Below are 13,863 nucleotides of genomic sequence, written 5' to 3' on the forward strand. Positions count from 1 at the left end.
GAAGCATGGCGACATGTGGAGCTGACGAATACTAATCGATCGAGGACTTAACCCAAAAACAATGAACGACACTTGTGAATCTTGGTAAGAAAAAAACGTTATCTAGTTTTGAAGGAATATAGCAAATAATGCTTGATTTTCTTCAAAGTTATAGTATAATAATATATGTCTGGTGGCGATAGCGAAGAGGTCACACCCGTTCCCATACCGAACACGGAAGTTAAGCTCTTCAGCGCCAATGGTAGTTGGGGGCTGTCCCCCTGTGAGAGTAGGACGTTGCCAGGCGTATAAATACTATACATATTATTATCGCGGGGTGGAGCAACGAGCATATGCTTCTTGTAATCACTTCGAGTTGTACCGATCGACACACATCCCTGAATCATCTTTTAGAGGTTGGGACAGTCGGTTGAAAAAAGCATAAGGAAAACTTCCTTACTTATCACTATCGCGGGGTGGAGCAGTCTGGTAGCTCGTCGGGCTCATAACCCGAAGGTCGCAGGTTCAAATCCTGTCCCCGCAACCAATAAGGTCCCGTGGTGTAGCGGTTAACATGCCTGCCTGTCACGCAGGAGATCGCCGGTTCGATCCCGGTCGGGACCGCCATTTTTAAAGAAAACGAAACTTGGTTTCGTTATTTTTTTTGGTCTTTTTTACATAAATGATGAATTTGAATTGAAATTATAAGTGAAATACAGCAACTCATCGAAATGAGCCTAGAAACACAGGCTATTTTTTATGCTTTTATAGGAGTTCGTGCCAAACCACACAGGGTTGATGCCAAACAGTTTTGCGAGCCTCCTTCTGACTACAACACATACAAAAAAACCCTCACCATCACAAGATGGCGAGGGTTTTTGCTTAATTGTAATTAGCTTGATAATCGGTTTCTTCAAAAATCTCACTTGCAGGCTTTGCTGCCCATTCCTCGACAGGAGTATCAGGGTTTGCATCTAGGTAGGCCTTGACCATTTTGTAGCCTTCGCTTGCACCATAGCTTTTTGGAAGCTGCTGAACCTGTGCGCCACCTTTGAGGATCGCATTTCCTCTGTCAGGATCAGTGTTGCCAAGATCGCCTTCAATCTTTGCCCACTGCTCCTTTTTGAATGCTTCATCAACCGGTGTTAAAGAGAAATTAGGGAATACAGTTTTTTCGAACATGACAGCCTTTCCTTTATTGACAAGTTGATCCAGGACAGTCGTCGAATCAGCAAATTGCTTCTCATAAGCGACACTATTATAGTATTCATGTGCTACTGCAGATTTGATGATATCAGTTGAATAGTTGCGGTTGTATAGTAGGATGATCTTCCCGGATCCGACTGAAAACGATAAAGTAGTAGAATCATTGGTAGGGAATATACATACTGTGGTATCTTTTCCAGATGGTAATAGTTTTGAAGATTGGATAAGTGCTTCTTTTACCGCTTCATTGGTACTTGCATAATCGATTTTCTTGATTACGTCCTGAACGGCAATTCTATTCTTGGGCTCCTCGTTCAAGATTGTTTCCGCCATTTGAATATTTTCGCCGTCTTTAAAACATTTATCGTTGACCTGGTCAATGATACTCGATTTATATAAAGCCAAAACTTCTTCTTTTGGAAGGCTCTTTGATTCTTCATAGTATGGATTGAATAATTGGTAAGCGTGTATTACTTCGAAGTTTTGATCGTTTTCCTTAAATGTAGAAGATAATCCTTCTTCTCCACTGACTGTACCTGCACTCTCTCCGTTGCCACAACCTGCTAAAGCTAAAACAATGATGAAAAAAAACAATAAACCCTTCAAACGCATTAATTTCCCTCCTAAACATAATTTTGTCCACAATTGATACTTATTTGTGCCTGAGGATAAGTATTCTACAAAATACCTGAAAATCCTTTATTTTCAGAAAATTTTTGTTGTAAGGAAACTTCCCACGCCAAATGCCCTACCGGTTAGGGTAGGGCTATTGTCTCAACTGTATTTATGTGTGGAGAGTCAGTACGCTACAGAGTTGCTTTTCTATTAGTCTACCAATTTAACAAGCATATGTGCGAGTTTATGGCGTTCTTCCTTGTCTCCGACTTTCCATAGTTCCTGGAGGAGTTTTTCTTCGCTGTTTCTCGGCTCTTCGTGTTTGGCCAGGTAGTCGGCCACTTTCTCGGCTGCGATGGCTAGTTGTTCTTCGCCGAGTCCGACTCTTTTTCCTGCTGATACTTTGTCGTTCAAATAGCTCTTAAAGGTATCAAAATCGGCCAGGATTCTTTCTTTCTTGCTATTATCCATGTTTTCTACTGTTCTTTCGACTTTGCTTTGAGTATCTTGATCAGTGTGTGCCATTATTGAATTCCTCCTTTAATTTAGTGCATCCCTTGTCCATATCCTTTTTTTGGATTGGTTAAACCTTTTGATATGGGACAGGATTTATTTTCTTTATCTTTCTTCTTTCGTTATAATAGTGGATAGCATAAAGAAGCAGAGGGGTGTCGTCTCTTGGCGGTTTCGGATGAGTTTGGTTTCATTAGGAGTATCAGCCCGGAGTCTTTGTTCCATCAGGGCAAGATTGTGGGCATCGGGGATGATGCGGCAATCGTTGCGGTGGATGAGGGGTTTGAAAGCGTGGTATGCGTGGACACCATGGTGGACGAGGTGCATTTTAGCAAGAAAACCATGAAGTCGTATGATATCGGCTATAAGGCGCTGGCAGCGAATATTAGTGATATTGCAGCCATGGGTGGCATCCCGCTTTATTATCTGGTTTCCATCACCATTCCAAAAGATTGGCCGGAGGAAGAGCTTTTGGCCATCTATAAAGGGATGAAGGAATTGGGTGATCAGTATCGGATGGACCTTATTGGTGGCGATACGACTTCTGGGAAAGCCCTTGTTCTGAGTGTCTTTGTCATCGGTAAGGTGGAGGAGGGGAAGCGTCTCCTCAGGTCCAATGCCAAACCGGGTGATGCTGTGTTTGTATCTGGAACCTTGGGTGATTCTGCGGCTGGATTGGATGTTCTTTTACAAGGTCATTCCGGTTGGTCCGAGTTGATAAGGAAGCATCAGAATCCGACACCTCAAGTGGATTTAGGCAGGATTCTCACGGGGTTTGACCGTGTAGCACTAAATGATGTTAGTGATGGCATTGCAAGCGAGCTGATGGAAATTGCGGAAGCAAGCCATGTAGATATTGTGATAAACAAGGATACACTACCATTAAGTACATCAATGGTTCAATATAAGGAAGAAAAGGCGCTGAAGTGGGCACTTACCGGTGGAGAGGATTTTGAGCTGGTAGGTACGATTGGTGCCAAGGATTGGTCTCTTTTACAGAAACGCTGCCAGGATGAGGATATCAGGATCACAAGAATTGGTGAAGTGATGGCTTCCGGGAACGGACAGGTTTTTATGAGAGATGAAGATAGTGAAGTATTATTAAAAAAAGAAGGATATAATCACTTTTTAAAAGAGTAGGAGCATGGATATATGATGCAAGTCGAGTTGAAGACACATTCGTCAGAGGAAACGATGATAACCTCCCATGCGCTTGGGAGGCTTCTGAATGGAGGAGAGGTCCTTTTATTGGAGGGTGACCTGGGGGCAGGCAAGACCACGTTCACAAAGGGACTGGCAAAAGGATTGGATATCACCCGCAATGTGAACAGTCCTACGTTTACCATCATAAAAGAGTATGAGGGCCGGTTGCCGCTTTACCATATGGATGTGTACCGCTTAGCGGACAGTGAGGAAGATCTCGGGTTTGATGATTATTTTATGGGCAGCGGTGTGACGGTTGTGGAATGGGCCCATTTGATTGAGGAGTATTTGCCAGAGGAACGGTTGGAGATATATATCTACCATCTTGGCGACGATGAAAGAAAGATTGTGCTGACTCCAAGGGGAGCACGCTATGAAGATATTTGTAAGGAGCTAATGGAATGACTAGAGTACTGGCCATTGATACATCGAGCTATGTGCTTGGTGTGGCGATTGTAGAGGAAGACAGAGTAATCGGGGAGCTTGTAACCAACTTGAATAAAAACCATTCGGTGCGTGCGATGCCTGCGGTCGATAGCCTGATGAAAGATTGCGAGATAAAGCCGGACACGCTTGATCGAATTGTGGTAGGAAGAGGACCGGGCTCCTTTACCGGGGTTCGTATCGGCGTTACGCTCGCTAAGACTTTGGCTTGGTCGTTGAATGTGCCGCTTGTAGGCGTGTCGAGTCTGGAGCTGTTGGCCGCTAATGGCCGTTATTTCAAGGGAGTTATATCTCCTATCATGGATGCCAGACGCGGACAGGTGTATACCGGTTTATACACATGGGATAAAACAGGCCTAGAGACGGAAGTGGAAGATGTGAATATCGCACTGACGGATTGGCTGGGCATGCTGAAAGAAAAGAATGAGGACGTATTATTCATCGGGAATGATGTGCACCTTCATAAGGAAACCATCATAGAGTATCTTGGGGAAATGGCACATTTTGCCGAGACAAGTGAAAACAACCCTCGTCCGAGTGAGCTGGCTCTGATCGGGATGCAAAGGGACGCGGAGGATGTCCATACCTTTGTTCCAAACTACACCCGTTTAGCGGAAGCGGAAGCAAAATGGCTAGAAAGCAAAGAAAAATAGGTGAACAAGATGGAATCAATGATTGATATTGCTAAAATGACGGTCCATGATATTGAGGGGGTCCATGAAGTGGAAATGCTTTCGTTTGCCACTCCCTGGACAAAAGAAGCCTTCTATTATGAGCTTACCAATAATCCTTATGCCCATTATTTTGTGATGAAGGAAGAAAACAGAGTGATTGGCTATTGTGGGATATGGGTGGTCATGGGGGAGGCGCAGATCACCAATATTGCGATTCATCCTTCGTGTCGTGGGAGGAAGCTTGGGGATATAATGATGGGAAATGCTATTGCATACTGCCGAATGATCGGGGCTATCTCGTTATCGCTTGAAGTGCGGGTCTCCAATATAGTGGCACAGAACCTGTACAGAAAGCATGGCTTCCAAAATGGCGGAATCCGAAAAAAATATTATGTGGATAACAATGAAGACGCATTAGTGATGTGGGTGAGTTTATGAAAAATGAGGAACAAAAAGACGAATATATATTAGGGATTGAAACGAGCTGTGATGAAACGGCTGCAGCTGTCATCAAGAACGGGACGGAAATTGTGGCAAATGTGGTTTCCTCCCAGATTGAAAGCCATCAGCGTTTTGGAGGGGTGGTCCCTGAAATCGCCTCAAGGCATCATGTGGAACAGATCACCATCGTGCTTGAGGAAACGATGAAGCAGAGCGGCCTTACGATGGATAGTATAGATGCTATCGCCGTTACGGAAGGGCCAGGCCTTGTTGGTGCGCTTTTAATCGGAGTGAATGCAGCAAAAGCGATGGCATTCGCACATCAGAAGCCATTGATCGGTGTTCATCATATTGCCGGTCATATTTATGCCAATCAGCTGGTAGCGGAGTTGAAATTCCCCTTGCTGGCCCTGGTGGTTTCCGGTGGGCATACAGAGCTTATCTACATGAAGGAGCACGGTTCCTTCGAGGTTATCGGAGAAACGCGAGACGATGCAGTAGGGGAGGCCTATGATAAGGTGGCGAGAACCTTGCAGCTGCCTTACCCGGGCGGTCCTCATATCGACCGTTTGGCAATGGAGGGACAACCTACCATCAAACTTCCAAGAGCGTGGCTGGAGGAGGATTCCTATGATTTCAGCTTCTCAGGATTGAAATCTGCGGTTATCAACACGCTCCACAATGCCAAGCAAAAAGGGGAAGAGATCAGCCCTGCAGATTTGGCGGCAAGCTTTCAGGAGAGTGTCATCGAGGTGTTGGTCGGTAAAACACTGAAGGCCATGGAACACTACAAGGTGGACCAGGTTCTGCTGGCAGGCGGGGTAGCAGCCAACAAAGGATTGCGTAGTGCCCTTCAGACTGCTGTGGATAATGTGGGGAAAGAATTGGTGATTCCTCCACTATCACTATGTACAGATAATGCGGCGATGATTGCTGCTGCAGGAAGTGTCCTGTACCGCAAAGGAAAGCGTTCAGGGATGAATTTGAACGGAAATCCCGGGCTCGATATCGAAAAACCTTTCAACTGATCTTTTGGTTGAAAGGTTTTTTATTAGTGCAAAAATAGAAAGCGCATACGTTATACACAACCCTGTGGATAAAATGTGGATAAAAGTATCAATTTCCTATAAATTCAACTCCGTAAATGTGAATAAAAAATGTGGATAACTTTTGATGAAATTGTGGATGGTGTGTATAAACCTCTTGATAACTTATTGAATAAGGAATGATATGTGAATATGTGTGTGGAAAAGTGAGTTTTATCGACAAAGTTCTTAAAAAGGGGGTCAGGTATCGACAAAAACGGCTAAATGGACGATTTTATCCACAATTCAATAAAAAAGCTACTCTCTTATAAAAAGAAAGTAGCTTATTCTTCACACCAACTCTTCCCACTCTTCCATCAGTACCATCAATCTTTCCTGCAACCCCTCATTCTGCGTGTTGAGCTCCAGTACTTTTTCATGGTCCTGATAGACTTCCGGGAGACAGAGCTGGCTTTCGTTTTCTTCCAGTCTGTTTTCAATCTCTTCTATTTCTTTTTCTATTTCTTCAAGGCGACGTTTCTTTTGGCGTTCCAGGCGCTTTGCTTCTTTTTCCTGTTCATAGCTCGGCTTTTCCTTATCAGCTTGAGCAGCTCTGACAGGGGAAGTGGAAGATGCTTCGCTTTCCAGCCTTGCAAGCTCCAAGGCCTCTTCTTTTTTCTCTATATAATAGTCATAATCTCCTAGATATTCGGTCGCCCCAATTCGGCTCAATTCATAGACCTTGGTTGCGAGGCGGTTGATGAAGTAGCGGTCATGGGAAACGAATAGGATGGTACCAGGGTAATCAATCAAGGCATTCTCCAGAATCTCCTTGCTATCCAGATCCAGATGGTTGGTAGGCTCGTCCAGGATCAGCACATTGGAGCGCTGCAGCATCATCTTGGAAAGGGCCAATCGCGCCTTTTCCCCTCCGCTTAAAGTAGAAACCGGCTTCAGTACATCATCCCCGGAGAAAAGGAAGTTTCCAAGGATTGTTCGGATTTCCTTTTCCATCTTGTTTGGGTACTCATCCCAAAGCTCGGCCAATACCGTTTTATTGGAAGTGAGGTCTGCCTGCTGCTGATCATAGTAGCTCACAGAAACATTTGCCCCGAATGAAAAGCTGCCTTCGAGCGGATCCAGCTGCTTGACGAGTGTTTTTAATAGGGTGGACTTACCGATTCCGTTCGGTCCGACAAGCGCCACACTATCGCCGCGTGACAAGGAAAGATCAACATGCCGGAAAATGGGGGTCCTGTCATAGGAAACGGCCAGATCCTTGGCTTTCAGTACATCATTCCCGCTCTGCCTATCAATATCAAACATGATGGAGGCAGATTTTTCATCACCTTGGGGACGATCCATCATCTGCATTTTATCGAGCTGCTTCCTGCGGCTCTGTGCGCGCTTGGTGGTGGAGGCCCTAGCCAGGTTGCGCTGTACAAAGTCCTGGAGCTTCGCAATCTCGTCCTGCTGTTTTTCGAACATTTTCATATCACGTTCGTATTGCTCGGCCTTCTGGGCAAGGTACGCACTATAGTTGCCAAGGAACTTCGCAGACTGCTTCCGGGAGATTTCATAGACGGTTGTGACCACCTTGTCTAGGAAGTAGCGGTCATGGGAAACAATAAGTAATGCACCCGGATAGCTCTGGAGATATCCTTCAAGCCAGGAAAGGGTATCGATGTCGAGATGGTTCGTCGGCTCATCCAGAATCAATAGATCCGGCTTGGTCAGCAAAAGCTTGGCAAGCGCAAGACGGGTTCTCTGTCCACCGCTCAGTGTCTCGATTGGGGTCTGATAATCAAATTCGGAAAAGCGAAGGCCGTGAAGCACGGAGCGGATGTCCGCTTCATATTGAAAGCCGCCCTTCTGCTTGAAGGCTTCCTGAATTTCGTCATACTCCTTCAGAATGCGGGCGTAAAGCGGGCCATCCTCAAAATAAGCGGGATCTCCCATTTTCGCTTCCAGCGTGCGCATCTGATTTTCCATCTCTTTTAGACCGGAAAACACAGTCAGCATTTCATCCCAGATGGAACGCTCTGTCTGCAGCCCAGTATCCTGTGCAAGATATCCGATTGTTACAACCTTTGGCTTGATGATATCACCGGAATCATAGGACAGCTGATTGGAAATGATCTTTAATAAGGTAGACTTCCCTGCACCATTACGTCCAACAAGCGCAATTCTGTCTTTCGATTGTACTTCTAGTTTTATATTCGATAGAATAAGGTCAGCACCAAAATATTTCGTTAATTGATTTATCTGTAAAATAATCATCATTTTCACCTCATGCAATTCTAATGTAAGTGTATACTTCTTCAAGCGCCACTTCAAGAATTGGAAACGGCAACCTCTTACAAAATTGCACGGAATAGGGTAAAATGAAAGCGATTTAAAATCCGAAAAACGGAGCCGGCATCCGTTACATATAGAAAAGAACCGCAAACTGGTTGGACAATGGGGGAGTAAGATGAATAACGAACCGATGAAAATACCGCAGGCGACTGCCAAGAGATTGCCTTTGTATTACCGTTTTCTTAAGAACTTGAATACATCGGGAAAGCAGCGGGTTTCGTCCGCAGAGCTGAGTGAAGCGGTGAAAGTGGATTCCGCCACAATCAGAAGAGACTTCAGCTATTTTGGGGCACTGGGGAAAAAGGGATATGGCTATAATGTTCAATATTTGTTAACTTTTTTCCGGAAAACGCTCGACCAGGATGAATTGACTTATGTTACTCTAATAGGTGTAGGAAACTTGGGGACAGCTTTCCTGCATTACAATTTCATGAAAAACAATAACACGAAGATCGTGATGGCCTTTGATATCGACGAGTCGAAAATCGGCACGGAGATCGGCGGTGTACCGGTGTATCATCTTGATGACATCGAGGAGCATCTGCCGAAGGATGTGACGGTGGCAATCCTCACCGTACCGGCGCCAGTAGCGCAGCCGATAGCAGACAGATTGGTGGAAAAAGGGGTAAAGGGCATCCTGAACTTTACGCCAGCACGTATTAATGTGCCGGAAACCATCCGTATCCATCATATTGATTTAGCCGTAGAACTACAGTCATTGGTATATTTTCTCAAGCACTATCCAACAGAATGAAAAAGTAGTAGAATGAGTATATTTCAAGGAGGTGGCAAGAATGGGTCCAATCGGAATGGGTAGCCTCTTGTTAATCGTTTTCGTAGCATTACTAATCTTCGGTCCAAGCAAATTACCTCAACTGGGTAAGGCAGCTGGCAATACATTGCGTGAATTCAAAAACGCAACTAAAGGATTAGCGGATGACGACGACAGCAAACCAGAGAAAAAAGAAGAAACGAAGTAATGTAAGGATGAACATATATGCTAGATAGAGAAATGTCGGTGTATGACCATATAGGCGAGCTCCGAAAAAGAGTGATCATCATTGCTTCCTTCTTTTTCGTCTCAGCGATCGGCGGTTTTTTCCTCGCGGAACCGATCATTGTCTATTTACAGCACACAAATGAAGCGGAAGCGCTACAGATGAATGCCTTTCGCATTACAGATCCAATCAAGATCTTCATGCAGTTTTCTTTTTTGATTGCATTTATCATTACGTTCCCCGTTACGCTCTATCAGATTTGGTCTTTTATCAGCCCCGGTTTGTATGAGCGGGAGCGGAAAGTGACGTTAAGCTATATCCCAATATCCCTCTTCTTGTTCCTGAGTGGACTGACATTCTCCTACTTCATACTGTTTCCGTTTGTTGTGAAGTTCATGAGCAATCTGGCAGACCGCCTGGATATCAACCAAGTGATCGGGATCAACGAATATTTCCAATTCCTGTTCCAGCTGACCTTGCCATTCGGCATCCTGTTTCAGATGCCGGTTATTGTGATGTTCTTAACTAGGCTTGGGATTATCACTCCAGCTATCCTCGTGAAAATAAGAAAGTACGCGTACTTCGTATTGCTAGTAATAGGAGCATTGATTACGCCGCCGGAGATCATCTCTCATCTAATGGTGACAGTACCGCTTCTTATCCTTTACGAGATCAGCATCATCATTTCCCGCTTCGGCTATAAAAAGGTCAAGCTTGCGGAAGCAAAGTTGAATGAGGAATTAAATAAAAAATAGGCAACTACCGTAAAGGTAAGTAGCCTATTTTTTTTGCATACTTTTTATTTTCTTATGAAGCAGAAATGCCCGGATGGAAACGCCGAAGTCGAAGGTGGCGATCAGCATCAGCAGCATGGTGTGCCATTCAAAGACGCTTTCCTTGAATGACGCAACTGCCAAATACGTAAATAGACATCCCATGACGGCATAGAAAAAGGCCATATTGATCGGTTTTATTTTCATTGTGCTAGTCCTCCAGTTGTAGATGGCTTTATCATTGATTCTTTAAACTATCAGAAGAAGGAGATAAGATTCGGTAACGCATTCTGCATCTCTTCCATTTGCTTGATCATTTCTTCGATATCTTCCCTGAACACATACTGCACAATGACAACAAAGCTATTCATGGCGACATGGGCGATGATCGGAACAATGATGCGGTTTGTTTTGACATATAGGAAGGCAAAGATCCCACCCATTACAAAGTAAATCAACAGATGCTTGAAATCATTATGGACAATAGCAAAAAGAAGGGAGCTGATAATAAGCCCGACAGCAAAATTGAATCGTTTGTATAAAGAACCGAAAATTATTTTACGGAATATGATTTCCTCTAAAATAGGCCCCGCAATTGTAATGGCAAAAATCATGATTGGTGTTGCTGTGACAAAGGCCATAATCTCCTGCGTATTTTCGGAACCAGGCTCGATACCGAAAAGCTTCAGCTGAATTTGAGCAGCGATTCCCTGGCCGAACAATGCCATTGGAAAGCCCAGCACCGTCCATAGAACAGTTTTTGGAACAGAGGCCGTCTTACCCCTGAAGTCGCCTTCCTTCCATTCATCCCGGAGGATATAGCAGACAATCAAAAGACCGATCGTAAAACTGACAAAGGTCCAATACCCCACAATATCTCCACGTTCCACACCGAGAGCCATCAAGATCGGAAAGCCAATAAATCCGGACAGCTGCATCAACACATAGGTCAAAATGACATACCAATACTTTTTAGTCATAGTAAACTCCTCTAAACTCTATTATTCGCTTTCCGTATTGTATCATATTATAAGTCTACCCTTATAATGATAAGGTTCCCACATTCAGGTATCCTTACGAAAAAAATGTCGATATTTTGGTTTAAATGAAGACTGCGGGGAGATAATGGAAAAGTGCTAAAAAGGGTGAAAAATTTTAAGCAAAGATACTTGCAAAACAGGAAGAGATTCATTATTATAATAATTGTGTTAGCACTCAAGGTTATAGAGTGCTAATAAATAAAAATATTACATATGAAATCAAGGAGGTTGTTTTCATGTTAAAGCCAATAGGTGATCGTCTAGTAATTGAGCTTGTTCAGTCAGAAGAAAAAACTGCAAGTGGTATCGTATTACCTGACTCTGCTAAAGAAAAGCCTCAAGAAGGAAAAGTAGTAGCGGTTGGTACAGGTCGTGTGCTTGACAGCGGTGAGCGTGTAGCGCTTGAAGTTTCTCAAGGCGACAGCATCATCTTCTCTAAATATGCCGGTACAGAAGTAAAGTACGAAGGCAAAGAATATTTAATCCTTAAAGAAACAGACGTACTTGCAGTAGTAAGCAAGTAATCAAATAAAATAAAAAAACTTAACTTTACTGAGGAGGTCTATCAATTATGGCAAAAGAGATTAAGTTCAGTGAAGAAGCTCGCCGCTCCATGTTACGCGGTGTAGACAAATTAGCTGATGCAGTGAAAGTAACATTAGGACCAAAAGGACGCAATGTGGTACTTGAGAAGAAATTCGGTTCTCCACTAATCACTAACGACGGTGTTACTATCGCAAAGGAAATCGAACTTGAAGACGCATTCGAAAACATGGGTGCGAAACTTGTTGCTGAAGTAGCTAGCAAAACAAATGACGTTGCCGGTGATGGTACAACTACTGCAACAGTTCTTGCACAAGCGATGATCCGCGAAGGATTGAAGAACGTTACTGCTGGAGCAAACCCAATGGGAATCCGCAAAGGGATCGAAAAAGCGGTTGCAGTTGCTGTTGAAGAATTGAAAAACATTTCTAAACCAATCGAAGGCAAAGCTTCCATCGCTCAGGTTGCAGCTATTTCTGCAGCGGACGAAGAGGTTGGCCAACTGATTGCAGAAGCGATGGAGCGCGTTGGAAACGACGGCGTCATCACATTGGAAGAATCCAAAGGCTTCACTACTGAGCTTGAAGTAGTAGAAGGTATGCAATTCGACCGTGGATATGCTTCTCCATACATGGTAACAGATTCCGACAAAATGGAAGCTGTATTAGACAACCCGTACGTATTGATCACGGACAAAAAAATCACCAACATCCAGGAAATCCTTCCTGTACTTGAGCAAGTGGTACAACAAGGCAAGCCATTGTTGTTGATTGCTGAAGACGTAGAAGGGGAAGCGTTGGCTACATTAGTAGTGAACAAATTACGTGGAACATTCAATGCAGTAGCTGTTAAAGCTCCTGGATTCGGTGACCGTCGTAAAGCGATGCTTCAAGATATCGCTGCCATCACTGGCGGTGAAGTAATCACGGAAGAACTAGGCTTAGACCTTAAAACTGCGAACATCAGCCAATTGGGCCGCGCAGACAAAATCGTGGTTACAAAAGAAAACACTACAGTTGTCAACGGACACGGAAACACAGAAGAGATCCAAGCTCGCGTTGGCCAAATCCGTGCGCAATTGGAAGACACAACTTCTGAATTCGACCGTGAAAAATTACAAGAGCGCCTAGCAAAAATCGCTGGTGGCGTAGCTGTAATCAAAGTTGGAGCGGCGACTGAAACAGAACTAAAAGAGCGCAAACTTCGCATTGAAGATGCTCTTAACTCCACACGTGCTGCAGTGGAAGAAGGAATCGTAGCCGGTGGTGGTACTGCATTTGTAAACATCTACAACAAAGTATCCGAAATCCAGGCAGAAGGCGACGAAGCTACTGGTGTAAACATCGTATTGCGTGCAATCGAAGAGCCTGTACGTCAAATCGCGCACAACGCTGGACTTGAAGGATCTGTAATCGTAGATCGCCTGAAAAAAGAAGAAATCGGTATCGGATTCAACGCAGCAACTGGCGAATGGGTAAACATGCTTGATGCTGGTATCGTAGATCCTACCAAAGTAACTCGTTACGCACTTCAAAACGCAGCAAGCGTATCTGCTATGTTCCTGACTACTGAAGCAGTAGTAGCCGACATCCCTGAAGAGGGCGGCGGCGGAATGCCTGATATGGGTGGAATGGGCGGAATGGGCGGAATGATGTAATACCGAAAAGCGGAAGCGGCTTGTTCAGCCCCGACAAGCATAAGACGATCTAGGAAAGAAGACGCTCTTTGTCTTCATTCCTGGAGTGGCTTATGACCTCGAGGGGCTAGCCGCTGGAGCTAGACAATACGCCCCCAAACACTTGATATGAGTGGGTTTTTAAGTAAGGTGAGAGTGTAATGCTAACATTTTGCTAACATTGAAGTAAATTAACAGAGGCTTCTCATGAGTTCAATGAACTTGTGGGAAGCTTCTTTTTTTAAAACATAAAAAAAGCATACTCAACCCCTCTGTTAAAAGAGTTAAGGGTGACAGGTAATTCAGCGTATTTTTTCTTTAAAGCGTCAAAGGGTAATATACCTGAAACTGTCCCTCAGGCCCTCTAAAATTTCTT

At 44.2% G+C, this 13,863-nt stretch carries 15 protein-coding genes, 2 tRNA genes and 1 rRNA gene; 13 read left to right on the forward strand and 5 right to left on the reverse strand.

What is annotated here, in order from left to right:
* Nucleotides 1–168: 168 nt before the first annotated feature.
* The 3 genes from rrf to ACFVAD_RS22960 all read left to right on the forward strand — a co-directional run bounded on the left by rrf (nucleotide 169) and on the right by ACFVAD_RS22960 (nucleotide 606).
* Nucleotides 169–285: ribosomal RNA gene (rrf, locus tag ACFVAD_RS22950) — 5S ribosomal RNA — on the forward strand.
* A 164-nt stretch (nucleotides 286–449) separates the two neighbouring features.
* Nucleotides 450–526 (forward strand) — tRNA-Met (locus tag ACFVAD_RS22955).
* Between the two features lie 4 nt (nucleotides 527–530).
* Nucleotides 531–606: transfer RNA gene (locus tag ACFVAD_RS22960), tRNA-Asp, on the forward strand.
* A 255-nt stretch (nucleotides 607–861) separates the two neighbouring features.
* Here ACFVAD_RS22960 and ACFVAD_RS22965 read toward each other — a convergent pair.
* Both ACFVAD_RS22965 and ACFVAD_RS22970 read right to left on the reverse strand, forming a co-directional pair.
* A complete protein-coding gene (locus ACFVAD_RS22965; RefSeq protein ID WP_386645883.1) occupies nucleotides 862–1,797 on the reverse strand; it encodes a DUF2268 domain-containing putative Zn-dependent protease in 936 nt (311 codons plus the stop codon).
* Between the two features lie 213 nt (nucleotides 1,798–2,010).
* Nucleotides 2,011–2,325: a DUF3243 domain-containing protein gene (locus ACFVAD_RS22970; RefSeq protein ID WP_386645885.1), complete on the reverse strand. Its 315-nt coding sequence runs from the start codon at nucleotides 2,323–2,325 to the stop codon at nucleotides 2,011–2,013.
* Nucleotides 2,326–2,478: 153 nt separating this feature from the next.
* On the opposite strand from ACFVAD_RS22970, the gene thiL reads away from it, so the two are divergent.
* Genes thiL through tsaD form a run of 5 tightly spaced genes read left to right on the forward strand, consistent with a single transcriptional unit; the run spans nucleotide 2,479 to nucleotide 6,103 of the window.
* A complete protein-coding gene (thiL, locus tag ACFVAD_RS22975; RefSeq protein WP_386645888.1) occupies nucleotides 2,479–3,453 on the forward strand; it encodes a thiamine-phosphate kinase in 975 nt (324 codons plus the stop codon).
* Between the two features lie 12 nt (nucleotides 3,454–3,465).
* Nucleotides 3,466–3,921 (forward strand): tRNA (adenosine(37)-N6)-threonylcarbamoyltransferase complex ATPase subunit type 1 TsaE, encoded by a 456-nt coding sequence (tsaE, locus tag ACFVAD_RS22980; protein WP_386645890.1) that lies wholly within the window; start codon nucleotides 3,466–3,468, stop codon nucleotides 3,919–3,921.
* Complete coding sequence (gene tsaB, locus ACFVAD_RS22985) at nucleotides 3,918–4,613, forward strand: tRNA (adenosine(37)-N6)-threonylcarbamoyltransferase complex dimerization subunit type 1 TsaB (RefSeq protein ID WP_386645893.1); 696 nt, start codon at nucleotides 3,918–3,920, stop codon at nucleotides 4,611–4,613. Before tsaE ends, tsaB begins: the two co-directional genes overlap by 4 nt.
* Before the next feature lie 9 nt (nucleotides 4,614–4,622).
* On the forward strand, nucleotides 4,623–5,072 hold the full coding sequence (gene rimI / locus ACFVAD_RS22990) for a ribosomal protein S18-alanine N-acetyltransferase (protein ID WP_386645896.1): 450 nt from the start codon (nucleotides 4,623–4,625) through the stop codon (nucleotides 5,070–5,072).
* The gene (gene tsaD / locus ACFVAD_RS22995) at nucleotides 5,069–6,103 is read left to right on the forward strand and encodes a tRNA (adenosine(37)-N6)-threonylcarbamoyltransferase complex transferase subunit TsaD (RefSeq protein WP_386645898.1); all 1,035 of its coding nucleotides are present in this window, start codon (nucleotides 5,069–5,071) and stop codon (nucleotides 6,101–6,103) included. Before rimI ends, tsaD begins: the two co-directional genes overlap by 4 nt.
* A gap of 348 nt (nucleotides 6,104–6,451) precedes the next feature.
* On the opposite strand, the gene ACFVAD_RS23000 is transcribed toward tsaD, so the two are convergent.
* A complete protein-coding gene (locus ACFVAD_RS23000) occupies nucleotides 6,452–8,380 on the reverse strand; it encodes an ABC-F family ATP-binding cassette domain-containing protein (protein WP_386645984.1) in 1,929 nt (642 codons plus the stop codon).
* Between the two features lie 193 nt (nucleotides 8,381–8,573).
* Here ACFVAD_RS23000 and ACFVAD_RS23005 point away from each other — a divergent pair, with 193 nt between their 5' ends.
* Genes ACFVAD_RS23005 through tatC form a run of 3 tightly spaced genes read left to right on the forward strand, consistent with a single transcriptional unit; the run spans nucleotide 8,574 to nucleotide 10,211 of the window.
* On the forward strand, nucleotides 8,574–9,212 hold the full coding sequence (locus tag ACFVAD_RS23005) for a redox-sensing transcriptional repressor Rex (RefSeq protein WP_386645901.1): 639 nt from the start codon (nucleotides 8,574–8,576) through the stop codon (nucleotides 9,210–9,212).
* Nucleotides 9,213–9,252: 40 nt separating this feature from the next.
* Nucleotides 9,253–9,438 (forward strand): twin-arginine translocase TatA/TatE family subunit, encoded by a 186-nt coding sequence (locus ACFVAD_RS23010; RefSeq protein ID WP_386645904.1) that lies wholly within the window; start codon nucleotides 9,253–9,255, stop codon nucleotides 9,436–9,438.
* Between the two features lie 17 nt (nucleotides 9,439–9,455).
* Nucleotides 9,456–10,211 (forward strand): twin-arginine translocase subunit TatC, encoded by a 756-nt coding sequence (gene tatC / locus ACFVAD_RS23015; protein ID WP_386645907.1) that lies wholly within the window; start codon nucleotides 9,456–9,458, stop codon nucleotides 10,209–10,211.
* A 24-nt stretch (nucleotides 10,212–10,235) separates the two neighbouring features.
* Here the strand turns inward: tatC and ACFVAD_RS23020 are convergent, their stop codons facing one another.
* Nucleotides 10,236–10,436: a YdiK family protein gene (locus ACFVAD_RS23020; protein ID WP_386645909.1), complete on the reverse strand. Its 201-nt coding sequence runs from the start codon at nucleotides 10,434–10,436 to the stop codon at nucleotides 10,236–10,238.
* Nucleotides 10,437–10,486: 50 nt separating this feature from the next.
* The gene (locus tag ACFVAD_RS23025; protein ID WP_386645912.1) at nucleotides 10,487–11,209 is read right to left on the reverse strand and encodes a CPBP family intramembrane glutamic endopeptidase; all 723 of its coding nucleotides are present in this window, start codon (nucleotides 11,207–11,209) and stop codon (nucleotides 10,487–10,489) included.
* A 296-nt stretch (nucleotides 11,210–11,505) separates the two neighbouring features.
* Here ACFVAD_RS23025 and groES point away from each other — a divergent pair, with 296 nt between their 5' ends.
* The gene (gene groES / locus ACFVAD_RS23030; RefSeq protein ID WP_386645915.1) at nucleotides 11,506–11,793 is read left to right on the forward strand and encodes a co-chaperone GroES; all 288 of its coding nucleotides are present in this window, start codon (nucleotides 11,506–11,508) and stop codon (nucleotides 11,791–11,793) included.
* 47 nt (nucleotides 11,794–11,840) lie between these two features.
* A complete protein-coding gene (groL, locus tag ACFVAD_RS23035; RefSeq protein ID WP_386645918.1) occupies nucleotides 11,841–13,469 on the forward strand; it encodes a chaperonin GroEL in 1,629 nt (542 codons plus the stop codon).
* Nucleotides 13,470–13,863: the final 394 nt, after the last annotated feature.

Source organism: Sutcliffiella sp. NPDC057660 (genome assembly GCF_042800035.1).
Taxonomy (GTDB): Bacteria; Bacillota; Bacilli; order Bacillales; family Bacillaceae_I; genus Sutcliffiella_A.